Below are 17598 nucleotides of genomic sequence, written 5' to 3'. Positions count from 1 at the left end.
TAAATGAACGTTTTGCTAATGCCGTTCCTTTACTTTCCAGAAGATAAATCCGAATATATCCCAGCAGCCATTTCCTTTTTCTTTTTCATGATCCTACTTGTCATTACGTTTAGATGGATTAGGCGGAATTCGAAAAAGCAGGAAGAGGAAACACGCGAGCTGGAAGAACGAATTTTGCGCGAGCGCCGCGAAGCGAGAGAAAAACAAGATTTTTAATGAATAAAGCATGATCCGATGTAATGGATCATGCTTTTTTATGTAGTGCACTCAAGAATTCGGTTTAGCGCTCAAGAATTCGGTTTAGCGCTCAAGAATTCGGTTTAGCGCTCAAGAATTCGGTTTAGCGCTCAAGAATTCAGTTTAGCGCTCAAGAATCCGTTTAAGCGCTCAAAAATCCGATTAAGCGCTCAAGAATTCGGTTTAGCGCTCAAGAATCCGGTTAAGCGCTCAAAAATTCAGTTTAGCGCTCAAGAATTCAGTTTAGTGCTCAAAGCCGCCAGTTCCGCGCTCAAAACAAGTGCTACCTTAATGAAAAGGACGAAATCCTCTTCGGATTTCGCCTCTCACATCATATTTATTCCATTGCCTTAATAAATCTTGCCACTCCATCTTCCACAATAGCGCGTGGGGTAGCGACGTTCATGCGAAGGAATCCGCGGCCGGCTTTACCATATTTTGTACCTGGCTCGAGCGCAAGCTTCCCTTTATTCAACAGCTTATCCATCATCACTTCTTCAGATAACCCTGTGCCACGGTAATCAATCCACAGCAAATAAGTTGCCTCTGGTTTATGGATTTGGATTCCTGGAACAGCCTCTGTTAACGTGTTAATGACATAGTCCATATTAGATGAAATGATTTCAAGCAGATTTGTAAGCCATTCTTCACACTCTGTGAATGCAGATACGAGTGCTGAAGCAGCAAATGCATTTAATTCCATTTGACCATGTGCCATCGCGCTTTGCTGCAGCGCCGTGCGGAGTTCTTCATCCTTTGTAATCATGACGGCAGCTTGTACACCCGCTAAATTGAATGTCTTCGTCGGGGCAATACAAGTGATGACACGTCCGCCTTCCTCTTCTGCAAGTTTTGCAAGTGGAGTATGCGTAAATCCAGGAAGGACAAGATCGGCATGAATTTCATCCGAAAGAATCAGCACATCGTATTTCTTGCATAGGCGAAGAATATTACGCAATTCTTCCTCTGTCCAAACAACGCCCCCAGGGTTGTGCGGATGGCATAAGATAAATAATTTAATATCTTGCTGCAAGCTTTTTTCAAAAGCAGTAAAGTCGATGGAGTATTTTCCATTGTCTTCTAGCAACCTGCATTCAACTATATTCCGTTTTTGGTGCCCTGGCACATTGAAAAACGGCGGATAGACGGGAGATGTAATTAAAATATTATCGCCGGCATTTGTAAATGTTTCCACGACCGTTGCAATTGCCGGTACAACACCATGATGGAATAGCATCCATTCATTTTCGGTTTCCCATCCGTGACGCGATGATAGCCATGTCCGCACAGCATCTTTACATTTCGTGCATATGTACGAATAACCGAAAACACCATGATCCAATCGTTCTTGCATAGCGTCAATGATCGGTTGAGGTGCCTTGAAATCCATATCCGCAATCCACATTGGCAAAACTTCCGAAGCGTCTTCCACCCCGTAAACGGCTTCCATATTGCCCCATTTCACCGAGCGGGTATTTTTACGATCAATCACTCGTTCGAACTCTTTCATTCCAATATCCCTCAATTCCTTTTTTCTTTTTCATTACTATGCTATCATAAATGAAACAAAAGAAAAAAATAAGGTGACTCGTCGTGCAAACAATTGAAATGAATAAAAAAGCAATCTTGCTGCTTGAAGAATGGGATCCTTTTAATGTCGGCAGAAAATCGTATGAACTTGAAATTGCCGATGTAGTTGCTGATCTCCAAGTTCTTGATCACCCGACCGATCTTGCAAAACGAATTCGTGAGATCTATGAACAATCATTTGAAGTATGGATTCCGATAGAGAAGTGCATGCAGATAGCTTATAAGTTATTGGCGATTAAATATGAAGCAAAATGTATAGTATAACAATGACCGCATCTACAAAACTGTAGATGCGGTTTTTTAGATGAAACATTTATGAAGTTCCCTTCGTATCACCAATAGAAGGATAGAGAGTGAGGGGGCATTATGGAGGAGACTGATTTAATTACCCGTGCGCAAAATGGAGACAGAGAGGCGTTTGGCCAATTGATGGAAATGCATTTTCGCACAGTTGAGAAGTTCGCGTACCAGTGCGGCGTACGCCTTGATGATATACCGGATGTCACACAAGAAGTGTTTATCAAACTATATCGATTTCTGCCGCAATTTAATCAGCAAAGGTTTACGACATGGTTATATAAAATTACGTTAAATACTACACGCGATTACTATCGAAAAGAAGGAAGGGAAACAGCGAAGGAGGAGCGGATGAAAAAAACCGGAAAAGATTCAACTCAACAATCTGCCGAATTACAAGTTCTCCTCTTTGAAGAAGATCGTGAATTACATGAAGCAATTGTACAAATGGATGAAAAATATAGGATTCCCCTTATCTTATTTTATTTTCAAGATTTGACCTACCAGCAAATTGCCGATGTATTAAATATTTCTTTGGCATCAGTGAAAACTCGTATTTTCAGAGCGAAGGACAACTTGAAAAAAGAAATGAACATGAAGGGAGGGGTAATACATGGGCAATGATAATTTTGAGAAACGGATGGAGTTTTTGAAGAAATCTTATGAACGTGTACCTTCCTCATTTAATCCGGATGAAGTATTCAGGAAGATTGATGAAGAAGGAAAATCTCACCCTCATGAACAGAAAAAATCGATTAAAAATAATATGAGGCAGCGCATCACTGTTTGGGCGGTGAGCATTGCGAGTGTTTTCATTATTGGGCTCATCGGAGTAGGATATCTTGCTGACCAAAAGGAAAATTCCGAAGAGAATAATATCGATTCGGCTGAGTTAGATGAATATATCGAGGAATTAAAAGCGAAGTACGAAGTGGAAAAGGAAAAACGGCGGGAAATACTGAAGTTGGACGAAGAGCATTTCGAGCAGTATGTGGAATCAAGTTCGGTATGGTTGCTTTCCATGGAAAATTATACGGACAATATTAAACAATATGAAAATGCAAAAGAAATCTTATCAAATCTATACAATCAAGCGGTTGAGGACTTAAAATTACCCTCCGAAATGGTCCAAGATCTGAAGAGGAGTCCGTTAACTGAAGACGAGGCAGGAAGCATCGAGTTTCTAACAACTTACCGTGAAAAAGTAAAAAGACTGATCATCGTTTATGAAACGATTAAACAAGAGAATTATGAGGCAATCGAAAAATTCGAAGTTAGCCCGACTGTGGATAAGGCGGAAATTATGATGCTGACGAGCAAAAGTTTCCCTGAACAGCTGCAAAATATTATTGACACGATGAAAGAGCAATCCATCCGCATGGAATCCGAGAAGTACACGGGTGAAATCGGGGTGCGGTATTATGAGTCCCAGTTGCATCGGGAGCTCGATTCAAATCTTCATACGTATACGTTTGGTTACCGTCAAATGCTGATCGATGCCCCATATATGCATGCAGGGATTCTGGAGCACCCGTTGCTTCAATCAAGCGCAATGATTCAGGATATGGAGTATACCCTTATTAATGTAGAAGAAGATTCGACTTTATATCCGATTTTAAAAACGTATTATATTACGTTGTTCAATGAAATGATGAAAGGAAGCAAATCTACAAAGCTCTTTAATGCAGATGGTGTATTGCTTCCCGACTACCAAGAAGCGTGGAGAAATATGGCTAGCGGAGGGCAGGCAACTCCGATGCGTTACATTTTGGAACCAATCATTAAAGAGATGGAGGCATCGGGTTGGCGAGAGTCCGCAAGCTGGGCTTCCCTGAATTACGAAGACTTGGAGGAAGCGCTCGTCCTATACAGGGAAGGGTTGCTTGAGGAATATATGTATGGAGAAAGGCCGGATTTTCAAGACGTGGCCATACGATTGCCAGATGCTTCATTTGAGCGGGAAGTTCAAGCTTTGTACGAAAGTTTTAAGAAGTCATATGATAAATCCTTGCTGAAAGGGATATCGCCCGTTCATGTGCTCGCCATGTTTGATTATGCGAATGAATTGGATGATCCTGAAACGATGTATTATTTAACTAATGAAAACTATTTGAAGTATGACGAGTCAGGTATAGAATATACGCTTGAAATGTACGTGGAGAACTGGAGAAAAGGCCTTTCATACTTCCACAAACCTGGAGAAGTACGGTTTAACGGGCAAGAAGTCTACCGTGATCATCATAAGTTCTATAGCTCGGTAAAATTTTCGCGATCGGTTGGAGAAGTCCCGATGGTCTTTAATGAAGAAGGTGTTTGGGAAGTCGGAACGAAGAATATTAGAGTCCTTCCTTCCTATCATATGAGTCCAGAAATGGATTTCAAAGATGAAATAATGAGTATGAGTGCTTTTTACTATGAGGGAATGGTCAGTACTGATGATATTGAAGGCTATTTAAGATGGAGCCAACCACTTGATATTCTCGCCATGTATTTCTATGCCGGCGATAAAGGCTTTTATGAAATGCAATATGAGCTGTTCTATCAAGGTGAAGGGTCCGAAGTTGTCGATAAGGAAACGTATTTAGAAAATCCCGAGAAATATTCTCCGCCTTTCGATGAGCAGATGTATAAAAAAGTATCCTTCCAAGGTCTGGAGCAAGACGACAACGGTAACTGGCCTGGCATCGCAACACTTACTGTGGACACAAAAATATTCCCTGATCTTCCATCTGAAAGGACATTCCACATGTATTGGACGGAGGATGGCTGGAGAGTCAAATTCAATCCGTTTGAATAATCAAAAGAGAAGGCTGCCTAATTTCGGCAGTCTTTTTTCTGTCTATTTGGTATAGTTGAAGTAGGTGTGGTTTTGCAAGGGGAAGTGGGGATTTGATTGGATGTTAAAGAAAAAAGAATGCTAAAAGGGGACCAAGTAACTTTCAAGGGATGGATGGAAAAGCATGTTCGGACCATTGAACGATTTGCCGTGCAATTTGGAGCTTCGTTAGAAGAGGCTGGAACTGTGACGGAGAAGGCCTATAGAAACGTATATAAAGATCATAGGGATGTTACAGATTTAAAAGAGAGCACTCTATATATAAATGTTTTACAGGAGTTGGATGGTAGGCAAACGGCCGAAACTTCGGGCGGTTTCTTCTCGTTTGAAGAAGATAATGAACTGCACTGCAAATTGATTGGAATGCCAGCAGAATACCGAGTTCCTTTCATTTTAGACCGTTTCCACACTAAATCACTTATAGAAATTGCTGAAATAACAGGGATGACTGAGCAACAAGTAAGACTGGCTTTGACGAAAGCGTATTCCATAATGGACGAGCCCAACTTGGATAAGAAACTGGAGTTTTTGAATAAGTCCTATGAACGACTTTCGTCATCTTATAATGAAACGAAGATATTCCATTCTAAAGTAGATGAATCACCTATAGTTGAACAGAAAAGTGAAACTGCTAAAAAGAAAAGACCTTACTTGTTTTGGAGTGTCGGCACAAGCCTCTTACTCGTCTTATTGTCAATTATCACTTATACAAACAGCGACGCTTATCAGCTGAAATCTAGTGAGAAATTCATTGAGGCGGCAAAGGTTACATTCCAAGAGGAACTGGAACGTAATCTGAAGCTTGCTGGTCTCCCTGCTCCCCAATTACTTAGGAATGACATTTACGCTGAAACATACGGGGAAGATACAAGAAGGGAATTTGACTGGTTGATTGCTAATTTGAATGAGCAATTGGAGCAAGACGGCAAGTTTGATCAGGTAAAAGCGAAATCTGATTTTGACGCGTTAATACGTAAGCTTAAGGTCCCTTCCGAAATGGTCGCGGGGTTATCTAAAAACCCTTTAGTGAATGACGAAAAGAAGAGTATGGAATTTATGAATGAATATTATAAAACGAGTAATATTCTTTTAAATTCATACATGAACATTTTATATGGGAATGAAAAGCTGATATATGATGCCGGATTGGTCGGTAGGGACGGCTTTGATTATGAGTCGTTTATTGAGAATAAATCAACATTCCCGAAAAATCTTCAAGAAGCGATTATCGGTATGGAGGAGCAAGGATTCTATTTGAAGGGCGATCCAGAAGGCTTTTTGTACCCTAAATACGGTAACCCTGAACTGACTGGCAATCTCCGAGAAAATCTGCATTCAAATATGGATATATATATTTCCCTTATGACAGATACTTTATTTAATTTCCATCTGCGACCGATTGAAGAGCAAGTCGATCTTCTTTTGCAAACGGAGAAGGCGGTGCTAAGGGCTGAAGAATATCCAGTGCTCTATTCAAACACTTATAATTTGTATATATGGATGATGTATTCCGTAACAGGAATGGTGGAACAAGCGGAAATTCGCGATTCCACCGGAGTTATTAAAGAGGAATATAAAGAGGCGTGGACGCGTATTGCCTTCAATGGAAAAGATTCACCTGCGGCTCAATTATTGCGGGAAGTTGTAATAGATATGGAGGAATCAGGCTGGACAACATCCCGAAATTTAGAAAAGCTTCAGTATTTTTACCTAGAAGGAAAACTGCGGGAACTCATTGGCGAAATGAAAAGATGAAAAAAGGAAGAAAAACAAGCAAGCTAGAAAAATTGAAATGATTGAATTTTTACAATTAACTTATCGAATATTTTGATTAGGAACGGCTTTTTATGGTATAATTGCGGATGGCCGTATAGGCAGATTCGATACCAAAAAGATTGGGAGCTGTTTCACATGGGCAAAAAATATGAAGTGGGGGAAGAGTTGACGGGCAAAGTGACTGGCATCCAACCATACGGAGCATTTGTCGCACTTGATGAGGAGACGCAAGGTCTCGTTCATATTTCAGAAATAACATATGGATTTGTCAGAGATATCAATGACTATCTAGCTGTAGGTGATGAAGTGAAAGTGAAGGTGCTTGAGGTTGATCATGATGCAGGAAAGATCAGCTTATCCATCCGTGCACTTCAAGAGGCGCCGAACAACCATCATAAACCGGGCCGCCCCCGCAAATCGCTGCAAGATAAAGTAAAAGAGCATGATGCGGAAGGCTTCAATTCATTAAAAGACAAACTGAAAGACTGGATCGATCGTTCAGGATATTAACAAAAGCGGAGGGCGCCTGTCTAGAAGCGACGGGCATAAGACGAAGATGCGACGTGGCGCTTTTGCCACAGAGCAGATTTGACTTATAACCCCGAGCTTCTGGCGCCCGGAGTCTAGACGGTACAAAAGCAAAACTAAATGCGAAAAAAACGGGAGAAGGCCATTTGAGCCTATCTCCCGTTTTTTAATTTCCTTAATCGGTACTGAAGGTTTTGCCTGCTCATGCCAAGTGCAGTTGCAGTTTTAGTAATGTTGTCGTCATGAAGCTTCATTGCCTTCTGTAAATAATACTCTTCCGCTTCTTTCAAATAACGGTCCAATGGCATAAGTTCCTTTTCAGGATTTACGATAAAGTCGACTGCTTGTGTCGGTGAATTGCCCGCATCACTTTTTAGTCGGAAATGAAGAGGCAGCATTCCGTATGTGATTTCCGTCTCTGTAGTGGCGAGAGAAGAGATTTCATTGAGCAAAAATTCCAGCTCCCGCATATTTCCTGGCCAATCGTAGCGTAGGAACAGCTCCTCCACTTCCTTTGTGATTCCAATGAGGGACGTTCCAAAGCGCTCCTTCCGTTTAGCAAAATACGTTGTGACGAACGAAAGTATATCTTCTTTCCGCTTTCTCAAAGGGGATATTCTAATTGTAAAAGAAGCAAAGAAATAATAAAGTTCCTTCAATAGACTTCCTTTTGCAATCAATTCAACGGGATCATCACCGATGCTTGCAATCAATTGACGGCCTGATTGAGCAGCATTTTTTAAAAACGTGTAAAGGCTCTGCTGAAGGGAAATGGATAATAAATCGATACGCTCACAGAATAACGTGAATGGCTCTGACATATTCAAGTCTTCGTAGAGTCGCTCGATAAGCTCCGCATTCGATTGGTGACAATGAAGAGTATAGAACGGTCCATTGGCAGGTGACAATTCGTTATGAATGCTTTCAGCAATTAAGTCTTTTCCTGTTCCTGACTCACCGATGAGCAGTACTGGTAATTTTGCACTTGCTGCTTTTCGGGCTGTCGATACGACAGCTTTCATTTCATCCGAATCAGCAATAATTTGATTGAATGTGACAGGATCGCTGTTTTTCCGCAACGGATGAAGAACGAACCTTTCGAGTGCAGTTACATCTCTTGCAATTTCCACAGCGCCAACAAGTTCACCATCTTGAAATACGGGGTACGTATCATTGATTGTCGTAATTTCATATCCTTTTCGATTCCAATACGTCTGCTTAACATTAAGCTGCTCGATTTCGCTTTGAAGCACCTTTAATAATGTGCTTTCTTCCTGATCGAAGTTGAATAGCTCCAGGATAGAGCGATCTCCGACTTCTTCAAGCTCCAAGCCTTCAATCGCTTTCATCTTATCGTTATAGATAACAGTTCTGCCGGTATGATCCACTGCATGGATACCGACACCGGCCCGGTTCACCGCAAATTCGTATAAGGGAAAAAGGTTCTTTTCAGTTCTATTCACGAATCAACACCGTCCGTTTATATTTTTTTTTCGAAAAATAAACAAAAACACTTGAAATGTGCAACAATCTCTTGCATTATTATATATGTAATCACAGATTAAATGCAAATTAATTTTGCTGCTAACTACCTGAGGAGGAGTAAAATGATTCCATACAAACACGAACCATTTACGGACTTTACACAAGCTGAAAACAAAAAGGCATATGAGGAAGCTTTGAAAACCGTTGAAGGCTACCTTGGGCAAGACTACCCGCTAATCATTGGCGGAGAGCGTATTATGACAGAAGACAAACTCGTTTCGACGAATCCTGCTAATAAAGAGGAAGTAATTGGCCGCGTTTCTAAAGCGAGCAGAGATCTTGCTGAAAAAGCGATGAATGTAGCTGACGAAACGTTTAAAACGTGGAGCAAAGTGAAGCCGGAATTCCGCGCGGATGTATTGTTCAAAGCTGCGGCTATCATCCGTCGCCGTAAGCATGAGTTTTCTGCTCTTTTGACAAAAGAAGCGGGCAAACCATGGAATGAAGCAGATGCGGATACAGCAGAAGCTATCGACTTCTTGGAATACTACGGTCGTCAAATGCTTAAGTTGAAGAACGGTATGCCAGTAGAAAGCCGTCCTGGTGAATTCAACCGATTCGACTACATCCCTCTAGGAGTTGGCGTAGTCATCTCCCCTTGGAACTTTGCATTGGCGATTATGGCTGGAACGACTGTAGCTGCATTGGTGACAGGTAACACGGTTCTATTGAAACCTGCATCCACAACGACGGTTGTTGCTTATAAATTCATGGAAGTCCTTGAAGAAGCGGGAATGCCTGCAGGCGTAGTCAACTACATTCCGGGTTCAGGCGCAGAAGTCGGCGACTACCTCGTTGACCACCCAAGAACACGTTTCGTTTCCTTCACAGGGTCACGTGAAGTCGGCACACGTATTTATGAGCGTGCGGCAAAAGTGAATGAAGGCCAAATCTGGTTGAAACGCGTTATCGCAGAAATGGGCGGTAAAGATACAATTGTAGTTGACAATGAAGCAGATCTTGAATTGGCGGCTCAATCGATTGTTAAATCAGCATTCGGATTCAGTGGACAAAAATGTTCTGCATGTTCACGTGCGGTCATCCATGAAGATGTATATGACCAAGTCGTTGCACGCGTTGAAGAATTGACAAAAGGATTAACTTATGGTGATCCTTCGAATCAATCGAACTTTGCAGGACCGGTTATCGACCAGGCTTCATTTGATAAAATCATGAGCTATATTGAAATCGGAAAAGAAGAGGGACGTCTTGTTGCTGGTGGAGAAGGAGATAGCTCTAAAGGATTCTTCATTGCACCGACAGTTTTTGCAGATGTTGATCCAAAAGCACGCATCATGCAGGAAGAGATTTTTGGACCAGTCGTTGCTATTTCTAAAGCGAAGAGCTTTGATGAAGCAATCGAAATTGCCAACAATACGGATTACGGCCTAACTGGCGCAGTCATTACAAACAACCGCGAGCATATTGAACAGGCACGTCAAGATTTCCACGTAGGAAACTTGTACTTCAACCGCGGCTGCACAGGCGCTATCGTCGGCTACCAACCATTCGGCGGATTCAATATGTCTGGAACGGATTCAAAAGCAGGCGGCCCAGACTACTTGCAACTACACATGCAAGGTAAAACAACTTCTGAGACGTTATAATTTAATATAGGAAATAGTATAGGAAGCAGTTTACAAACTGCTTCCTGCAATACATACAAAATGGGGAGGGAAATACATGTCGGTTTCTGAAAAGATCATTTCACAAACGAATAAATACGGTGCAAACAATTACCATCCACTTCCAATCGTCATTTCTGAAGCGGAAGGTGTTTGGGTAAAGGATCCAGAGGGGAATAAATATATGGATATGCTATCAGCATATTCAGCTGTGAACCAAGGACACCGTCACCCGAGAATCATTAAGGCGTTGAAGGACCAGGCAGATAAAGTGACTTTGACATCACGCGCATTCCACAACGACCAACTTGGTCCGTGGTATGAAATGGTATGCAAACTATCTGGCAAAGATATGACATTGCCGATGAATACAGGGGCAGAAGCTGTGGAAACAGCTATTAAAGCAGCTCGTCGATGGGCATATGATGTTAAAGGCGTCGAAGAAAACAAAGCAGAGATCATCGGCTGCAATGGTAACTTCCACGGACGTACGATGACAGCTGTATCGCTTTCATCAGAAGCAGAATATAAGCGCGGATTCGGTCCGATGCTTCCTGGCATCAAATTAGTTGATTTCGGAGACTTAAAAGCATTGGAAGAAGCAATCACTCCGAATACAGCTGCATTCATCATCGAGCCGATCCAAGGGGAAGCGGGAATTCTTATTCCGCCTGCTGGCTATATGAAAGCTGCCTATGATCTTTGTAAACAGCATAATGTACTTTTCATAGCGGATGAAATCCAAGCAGGCCTGTGCCGTACGGGTAAAATGTTTGCTTGTGAGTGGGAAGGCTTTGAGCCAGACATGTATATCTTAGGGAAAGCATTGGGCGGAGGCGTATTTCCTATTTCCTGCGTCGTAGCGAATAAAGATATTCTCGGAGTGTTCAATCCAGGTTCACATGGTTCTACATTCGGAGGCAATCCGATGGCGTGTGCTGTTTCAATCGCTTCTTTGGAAGTTTTACAGGATGAGAAGCTTGCAGATAAATCACTTGAACTAGGGAATTACTTCATTGAACAATTACAGAAAATCAATCACCCATCGATTAAAGAAGTGCGTGGGCGCGGCCTGTTCATCGGTCTAGAACTTACGGAAGCAGCTCGACCTTATTGCGAAAAGCTGAAGGAATTAGGATTGCTATGTAAAGAGACACACGATACGGTCATCCGTTTCGCACCACCTTTAGTCATTACAAAGGAAGAACTTGATTGGGCACTAGAGAAAATTAATAAAGTTTTTACAAACTAAACAAATACTTCACAAAATCTATTAGGTGTATGATACAATATGTGCGGTAGAAAAAACATTATGAAATCAAAGAGGCGAACTTTTACATGACTGAAAACCTGAATCTGTTTACGTCTACACAAGTTGTCATTAAGGAAGCACTTGACAAATTAGGCTATGATGAAGGAATGTACGATCTATTAAAAGAACCAATCAGAATGGTGGAAGTTAGAATTCCAGTCCGCATGGATGATGGAAAAGTGAAGGTGTTCACTGGATACCGCGGACAGCATAACGATGCAGTTGGTCCTACAAAAGGCGGTGTTCGTTTCCATCCTGCAGTTACTGCGGATGAGGTGCGCGCATTGTCAATGTGGATGACGTTGAAAGCGGGTATTGTCGACTTGCCATATGGCGGCGGAAAAGGCGGAATCATCTGCGACCCGAGAGAAATGTCCATGGGCGAACTTGAGCGATTGAGCCGCGGCTATGTACGTGCATTAAGTCAAGTAATGGGACCGACTAAGGATATCCCGGCACCAGACGTTTTCACTAATGCTCAAATTATGGCTTGGATGATGGATGAATATAGCAGAATCGATGAATTCAACTCTCCAGGTTTCATTACAGGAAAACCGATTGTTCTCGGTGGTTCCCAAGGGCGCGACCGTGCTACAGCGGAAGGTGTCACAATCATTATTAATGAAGCTGCGAAAAAACGTGGAATTGATATGAAAGGTGCACGTGTTGTCATTCAAGGATTCGGAAATGCGGGTAGCTTCCTTTCCAAATTCCTTCATGATGCAGGGGCAAAAGTTATCGGTATTTCCGATGCTTATGGCGCACTTCATGATCCGGACGGCTTGGATATCGACTATCTATTGGATCGTCGTGATAGCTTTGGAACAGTTACAACACTTTTCGATAACACAATTTCGAATGCTGAACTTTTGGAATTGGATTGTGATATTCTCGTTCCAGCAGCAATTGAAAATCAAATCACTGAAAACAACGCGCACAATATTAAAGCGACAATCGTTGTGGAAGCAGCGAATGGTCCTACAACATCGGAAGCTACAAAAATTCTTACGGAACGAGGAATTCTCCTTGTCCCTGACGTCCTTGCAAGTGCGGGCGGCGTAACAGTTTCCTATTTCGAATGGGTTCAGAACAATATGGGTTACTACTGGACAGAAGAAGAAGTTCGCGAAAAAATGACTACGAAAATGGTTGATGCGTTCGACAACGTTTATAACGTTGCATCAACAAGAAATATAGATATGCGTCTTGCTGCATATATGATTGGTATTCGTAAAACAGCAGAAGCATCAAGATTCCGTGGTTGGGCTTAATCAAACAATAAAAAGGCATCTCCTATAAAATGGGAGATGCTTTTTTACGCTTCTTCCGCCTCCGTTACAGCTAAATGCTCCCTCTGTTTTTCTCGTAACGTATCAAAAAGCAAACCTAGTGATAGGAGTCCGGAAATTCCTACGATAATATAAAAGAAGCGTGCAAGCGGTTTAGTGTGTCCATCTGATAGTTGAGCAACGACGTCAAAGTTAAAAATCCCGACGACACCCCAATTAAGTGCGCCGATAATTGTAATTGCTATTGCTAGTTTTTGAACCAAAGCGTTTCACCTCCTAATTTAAGGATTCCCAAACGAAATCGTTCCATACTTGCATCGCTCAATTCGTTCTTGCATAATGAACAGTAGAAAAAGGAGGTCATTTAATTGAAAGAATTTATTTTTCAAAACCCAACAAAATTGATTTTCGGAAGAAATTCCATTGCAAGGCTCGCTAAGGAATTATCGGCATATGGTGATAGGATCCTTGTTGTATATGGTGGAGGAAGTATTAAAAAGAATGGCCTTTATGATGAACTGATGGAAATACTGAAAAATGAACGAAAAGAAGTATTTGAAATTGCGGGAGTGGAGCCGAACCCACGCGTCAGTACAGCAAGAAGAGGGGCTGCCCTTTGCAAAGAGCATAATATCGATTTCATTTTGGCGGTCGGGGGCGGATCAGTCATTGATTGTACGAAGTTAATTGCGACAGCTGCAAAGTATGATGGCGATCCGTGGGATTTTGTCATTAAAAAAGAGTTTCCTAAAGAAGCGATTCCTTTTGGGACGATTTTGACTTTAGCGGCGACTGGTTCTGAAATGAATGCAGGCTCCGTCATTACAAATGAAGAAACTGAAGAAAAGTACGGATGGGGAGGTCCTTTCAACTTCCCGAAATTCTCTATCCTTGATCCAACTTACACGCTATCAGTTCCTAAAGATCAAACTGTTTACGGCATCGTCGATATGATGTCGCATATTTTTGAGCAGTATTTCCATAGTGCGACGAATACTCCGCTTCAAGATGAGTTATGCGAAGGTGCTTTAAGGGCGATCATGGCAGCAGGTGAGAAACTTGTTGACGATTTGGAGAACTACGAGTTGCGTGAAACGATCCTTCTAGGCGGAACATGGGGGTTGAACGGATTTTTAGGTATGGGGAATGCCGGCGGTGACTGGGGAACGCATGATATTGAGCATGCGGTATCTGCAGTGTATGATATTCCGCATGCAGGAGGATTGGCAATCTTGTTCCCTCATTGGATGAGGCATACGCTTAAGCTGAATCCAGCTCGTTATGCAAGATTGGCTGTAAACGTATTTGGAGTGAATCCTGAGGGGAAATCAGATGAGGAAATTGCTCTAGAAGGAATTGAAAAACTAAGGGAATATTGGACAGCTATCGGAGCACCTGAAAAGCTGGCGGATTTCGGTATCGATAATTCGAAAATCGACATTATGGCTAAGAAGGCTGCGATTAATGGGCCGCTGGGCAGATTTGCTCAATTGAGCGAAGAAGAAGTGAAGTCCATATTGGAAGCTTCGTTATAATAAAAGAAAGTAGAGGGTGAATATTCTACCCTCTACTTTTTTCCTTCGGGAAGTTTCTTTCGAGCTTCTTCCGATATTGCAGGCTCTTTTACTCCCTGCCAAGTTTTGATGCCATCATCTTCATCGAATGAAATCATTGCTTCCCGGACGCCCTTTTGCTTCAATACTAATGACATCAGCCTGTCCCTAACATCATCAATATAAGCTACAGTTTGTGTAGGATCTACCTCAGCAACTATTTCTACATGTAGATATTCACCTTCTTTAATAACTTCTACTTTTTGGATATCCTTTATATCCGGATCTTCGGCAATAATTTGTGAAATATGGTTTAACATCTCTTCATCGGTTTCACCAATTGCCCCTCGCGCATTTTCAAGGAATACTCTTCCGACGACATAAAACATCATAAAGCCAATTGCCATGGAGGCAATTCCTTCTGCTTGCAGGAATCCTGTGTAATGGGCAATCAGGACTGCGATGAAAGCTAACAATCCACCGATTGTTGCCACTAAGTCTTCCATGAAAACAAGTTTAGTGGCAGGCTTGGCTTTATTCAGATGTGTCAAGCTGTAGAAAAAAGCTTTCAGCCCTTTATGGGCTTGTCCTGACTCATGGGCAATTTCCTTAGACGCCTTTAATAGTACGAAAAACTCCAATAATGTTGCTAATCCAAGGACGCTTAAATTGATAAGCAGCCCTGTTGTCTCGGTTGGATTCAATACATGATGCCAACCTTCCTTTACTGCCTCGTATGACATGATCCCAACAATTATGACTGCACCTAAACAAACAAGGTTGACAACTCTGCCGAATCCATTCGGAAAATTTGGGGTAGGCGCCTTCTTAGAGAGAGCGGAACCGATATATACAAAAAATTGGTTCGCTGCGTCTCCTAAGGAGTGCAGCGTTTCTGCAAACATGGCAACGTTCCCTGTTAACACATAGGCGACTGCTTTAAGGATGGCGATGGCAGCGTTTACGATACCCGCCAAGAGCGACGGTTTATTGCCATCCTTCAGCAAACGTAAAATATCTTTCATAGACATTAGCCTCCATTAAGGAAAGATTTCTATTTCAACTGATTCAATATAAGGTAGTTCAGTCAGTTCTGTGTACAATTGTGTAGTACCTTTTTTAGGCAACGCGTCGAGACGAAAATCGACTTCATGTACTGAAGGTTTATCATCAAAGTGCAATTGTCGAATTCTTAGATTCTCCACTTTCATATTTTCGGAATTTAATATCTCGATCAAATCATCAATTTTACTTTTATCCGATATGACGACTATGCAGGCAGCTTCCTTTGAACGAATCCTTTTAGGACCGAACCTTCCAAGAATCGGTGCTATTACCTCGATGACAAAAAGAATGCTCAACACAGCGAATGCGGCTTCAATATAAAATCCTGCGCCGACAGCGATTCCAATGCTTGCCGCTCCCCAAATCATTGCCGCCGTTGTCAAACCAGTAATATTATCGTTATCTCTTCTTAAAATTGCTCCTGCGCCAAGGAAACCGATTCCGCTTACGATTTGCGCTGCCAAACGTAGGGGATCCATTGTTACATTAATGTCATTCCTTGCCGGAACAAGATAAGCAGCTTCTATTGAAACGATAGTCAACAGGCAACTGAAGGTGGAGATGACTGCACTCGTCTTCAAACCGATCGGCTTCTTCTTAATTTCCCTCTCTACTCCGATAATTAAACTTAAACCTAAAGCGATTGCAATTTTAATCAAAACTTCTGGATACATCGAATTATTGATAATCCAATCCATTGCTTTTTCCCCCCCACTATCATCTACCTAAGGAAGATGTGCTATACTCTTTGTATTGTCTTTAGCCTAAAACGGTTATAAACTAACCTGTATTCCTATTGAAAGAGAAGTGTGCATCATGGAAAAACCTTCAATTCATCCGTACATACCAATAATCGTTGGCGTCATATCAGTGGCGCTTTCTGCTATTTTTGTAAAATTAGCTACAGCGGATGCTGGCGTCATTGCTTTTTATCGTATGTTGTTTACTGTTATTCTCATGCTTCCATTATTTCTAGTGAAATATAGAAAGGAAGTATTTCTGTTAACAAAAAAAGACTGGATCTTCTCTGCTATCGCGGGAGTTTTTCTAGCCTTTCACTTTATCCTATGGTTTGAGTCGTTGAACTACACTTCTGTTGCAAGTTCAACTGTTCTTGTAACATTGCAGCCGATCTTTGCATTTGTCGGTACGTATTTCTTTTTTAAAGAAAAGCTTTCTTTTAAAACAATTTTATCGGCCGTCATTGCGATTGCAGGTAGCGTCATTATCAGTTGGGGTGACTTCCAATTGAGCGGAACCGCCTTTTTCGGAGATATGCTTGCTTTGGCTGCATGTGCGTTAATTACCGCATACTTGCTTTTCGGACAAGAAGTACGCAAACGATTGTCTCTAATTACTTATACGTTTCTTCTATACTCAATCAGTACAGTTACACTCTTTTTTTATGTCCTTATAAAAGGGGAGTCGTTCGGTCCGTATTCAACTTCAAATTGGTTCTGGTTCTTCCTGCTTGCGTTAATTCCTAACTTGCTAGGACACTCGCTATTTAATTGGGCGGTTAAGTGGGTCAGTACAAATGTGATTTCTATCGCAATACTATTTGAACCTGTTGGTGCATCCATACTTGCATTCTATATCCTTCACGAGAAACTATCTGCAGCGCAAATAACCGGCGGAATCGTTGTCATTGCGGGGATTCTCTTGTTCGTTGTCGATATAAAAAAGCTTCGCGAGAAATTATTTTTAAAAAAGGCTTGATTTCTTAATCAGTAATGATGTATATTATTACTTGTCCTTAAGAGACAACAACAACTTCGGTAAAAACGAAGAAAAGAAATTTAAAAAAGTTGTTGACTCGGTAACGACGAAGTGTTATGATTAAGAAGTCGCCGCGAAAAAGCGAACGACAATGAACCTTGAAAACTGAACAGCAAAACGTCAACAAATAAAGTCTTGCAGCCGACTTTGTCGGTGAAAAGACAAA

Annotated in this window: 16 protein-coding genes; 11 read left to right on the top strand and 5 right to left on the bottom strand. The window is 41.7% G+C overall.

Annotated features, from left to right (window positions below; translation table 11 throughout):
* The first annotated feature begins 3 nt into the window (after window positions 1-3).
* Window positions 4-216, top strand: a complete 213-nt coding sequence (locus tag ACTHPA_RS10225; RefSeq protein WP_440500126.1) for a hypothetical protein — start codon at window positions 4-6, stop codon at window positions 214-216.
* A gap of 358 nt (window positions 217-574) precedes the next feature.
* On the opposite strand, the gene ACTHPA_RS10220 is transcribed toward ACTHPA_RS10225, so the two are convergent.
* On the bottom strand, window positions 575-1747 hold the full coding sequence (locus ACTHPA_RS10220) for a MalY/PatB family protein (protein ID WP_440500125.1): 1173 nt from the start codon (window positions 1745-1747) through the stop codon (window positions 575-577).
* Window positions 1748-1830: 83 nt separating this feature from the next.
* Between ACTHPA_RS10220 and ACTHPA_RS10215 the strand changes: the two genes are divergently transcribed.
* The 5 genes from ACTHPA_RS10215 (at window position 1831) to yugI (ending at window position 7246) form a co-directional block, all read left to right on the top strand.
* Window positions 1831-2091 (top strand): DUF1871 family protein, encoded by a 261-nt coding sequence (locus tag ACTHPA_RS10215; protein ID WP_440500124.1) that lies wholly within the window; start codon window positions 1831-1833, stop codon window positions 2089-2091.
* A gap of 102 nt (window positions 2092-2193) precedes the next feature.
* Window positions 2194-2748, top strand: a complete 555-nt coding sequence (locus ACTHPA_RS10210) for an RNA polymerase sigma factor (protein WP_440500123.1) — start codon at window positions 2194-2196, stop codon at window positions 2746-2748.
* Window positions 2738-4921: a hypothetical protein gene (locus ACTHPA_RS10205; protein WP_440500122.1), complete on the top strand. Its 2184-nt coding sequence runs from the start codon at window positions 2738-2740 to the stop codon at window positions 4919-4921. Before ACTHPA_RS10210 ends, ACTHPA_RS10205 begins: the two co-directional genes overlap by 11 nt.
* Window positions 4922-5017: 96 nt before the next feature.
* Entirely contained in the window at window positions 5018-6715 is a 1698-nt protein-coding gene (locus ACTHPA_RS10200; protein WP_440500120.1) for an RNA polymerase sigma factor, read from the top strand.
* A gap of 156 nt (window positions 6716-6871) precedes the next feature.
* On the top strand, window positions 6872-7246 hold the full coding sequence (yugI, locus tag ACTHPA_RS10195; RefSeq protein ID WP_440500119.1) for a S1 domain-containing post-transcriptional regulator GSP13: 375 nt from the start codon (window positions 6872-6874) through the stop codon (window positions 7244-7246).
* A 170-nt stretch (window positions 7247-7416) separates the two neighbouring features.
* On the opposite strand, the gene ACTHPA_RS10190 is transcribed toward yugI, so the two are convergent.
* Entirely contained in the window at window positions 7417-8727 is a 1311-nt protein-coding gene (locus ACTHPA_RS10190) for a sigma 54-interacting transcriptional regulator (RefSeq protein WP_440500118.1), read from the bottom strand.
* 144 nt (window positions 8728-8871) lie between these two features.
* Between ACTHPA_RS10190 and pruA the strand changes: the two genes are divergently transcribed.
* From pruA to ACTHPA_RS10175, 3 genes are all read left to right on the top strand, one after another.
* Window positions 8872-10416, top strand: coding sequence for an L-glutamate gamma-semialdehyde dehydrogenase (gene pruA / locus ACTHPA_RS10185; protein WP_440500116.1), 1545 nt, complete (start codon window positions 8872-8874; stop codon window positions 10414-10416).
* Window positions 10417-10492: 76 nt separating this feature from the next.
* Complete coding sequence (locus tag ACTHPA_RS10180) at window positions 10493-11686, top strand: ornithine--oxo-acid transaminase (RefSeq protein WP_440500115.1); 1194 nt, start codon at window positions 10493-10495, stop codon at window positions 11684-11686.
* A gap of 86 nt (window positions 11687-11772) precedes the next feature.
* A complete protein-coding gene (locus tag ACTHPA_RS10175) occupies window positions 11773-13017 on the top strand; it encodes a Glu/Leu/Phe/Val family dehydrogenase (protein WP_440500113.1) in 1245 nt (414 codons plus the stop codon).
* A 44-nt stretch (window positions 13018-13061) separates the two neighbouring features.
* Here the strand turns inward: ACTHPA_RS10175 and ACTHPA_RS10170 are convergent, their stop codons facing one another.
* Entirely contained in the window at window positions 13062-13298 is a 237-nt protein-coding gene (locus tag ACTHPA_RS10170; protein WP_440500112.1) for a DUF378 domain-containing protein, read from the bottom strand.
* 105 nt (window positions 13299-13403) lie between these two features.
* Here ACTHPA_RS10170 and ACTHPA_RS10165 point away from each other — a divergent pair, with 105 nt between their 5' ends.
* Window positions 13404-14570, top strand: coding sequence for an iron-containing alcohol dehydrogenase (locus ACTHPA_RS10165; RefSeq protein ID WP_440500111.1), 1167 nt, complete (start codon window positions 13404-13406; stop codon window positions 14568-14570).
* A gap of 32 nt (window positions 14571-14602) precedes the next feature.
* Here ACTHPA_RS10165 and ACTHPA_RS10160 read toward each other — a convergent pair whose 3' ends face one another.
* Window positions 14603-15613, bottom strand: coding sequence for a cation diffusion facilitator family transporter (locus ACTHPA_RS10160; protein WP_440500110.1), 1011 nt, complete (start codon window positions 15611-15613; stop codon window positions 14603-14605).
* A 15-nt stretch (window positions 15614-15628) separates the two neighbouring features.
* Entirely contained in the window at window positions 15629-16351 is a 723-nt protein-coding gene (locus tag ACTHPA_RS10155; RefSeq protein ID WP_440500108.1) for an MgtC/SapB family protein, read from the bottom strand.
* Between the two features lie 118 nt (window positions 16352-16469).
* Between ACTHPA_RS10155 and ACTHPA_RS10150 the strand changes: the two genes are divergently transcribed.
* The gene (locus tag ACTHPA_RS10150; protein WP_440500106.1) at window positions 16470-17372 is read left to right on the top strand and encodes a DMT family transporter; all 903 of its coding nucleotides are present in this window, start codon (window positions 16470-16472) and stop codon (window positions 17370-17372) included.
* Window positions 17373-17598: the final 226 nt, after the last annotated feature.

This window comes from Sporosarcina sp. SAFN-015, from assembly GCF_051966875.1.
Lineage (GTDB): Bacteria > Bacillota > Bacilli > Bacillales_A > Planococcaceae > Sporosarcina.
The sequence above is the reverse complement of the archived record's forward strand: the minus strand, read 5'-3'. Positions and strand labels throughout refer to the sequence as shown.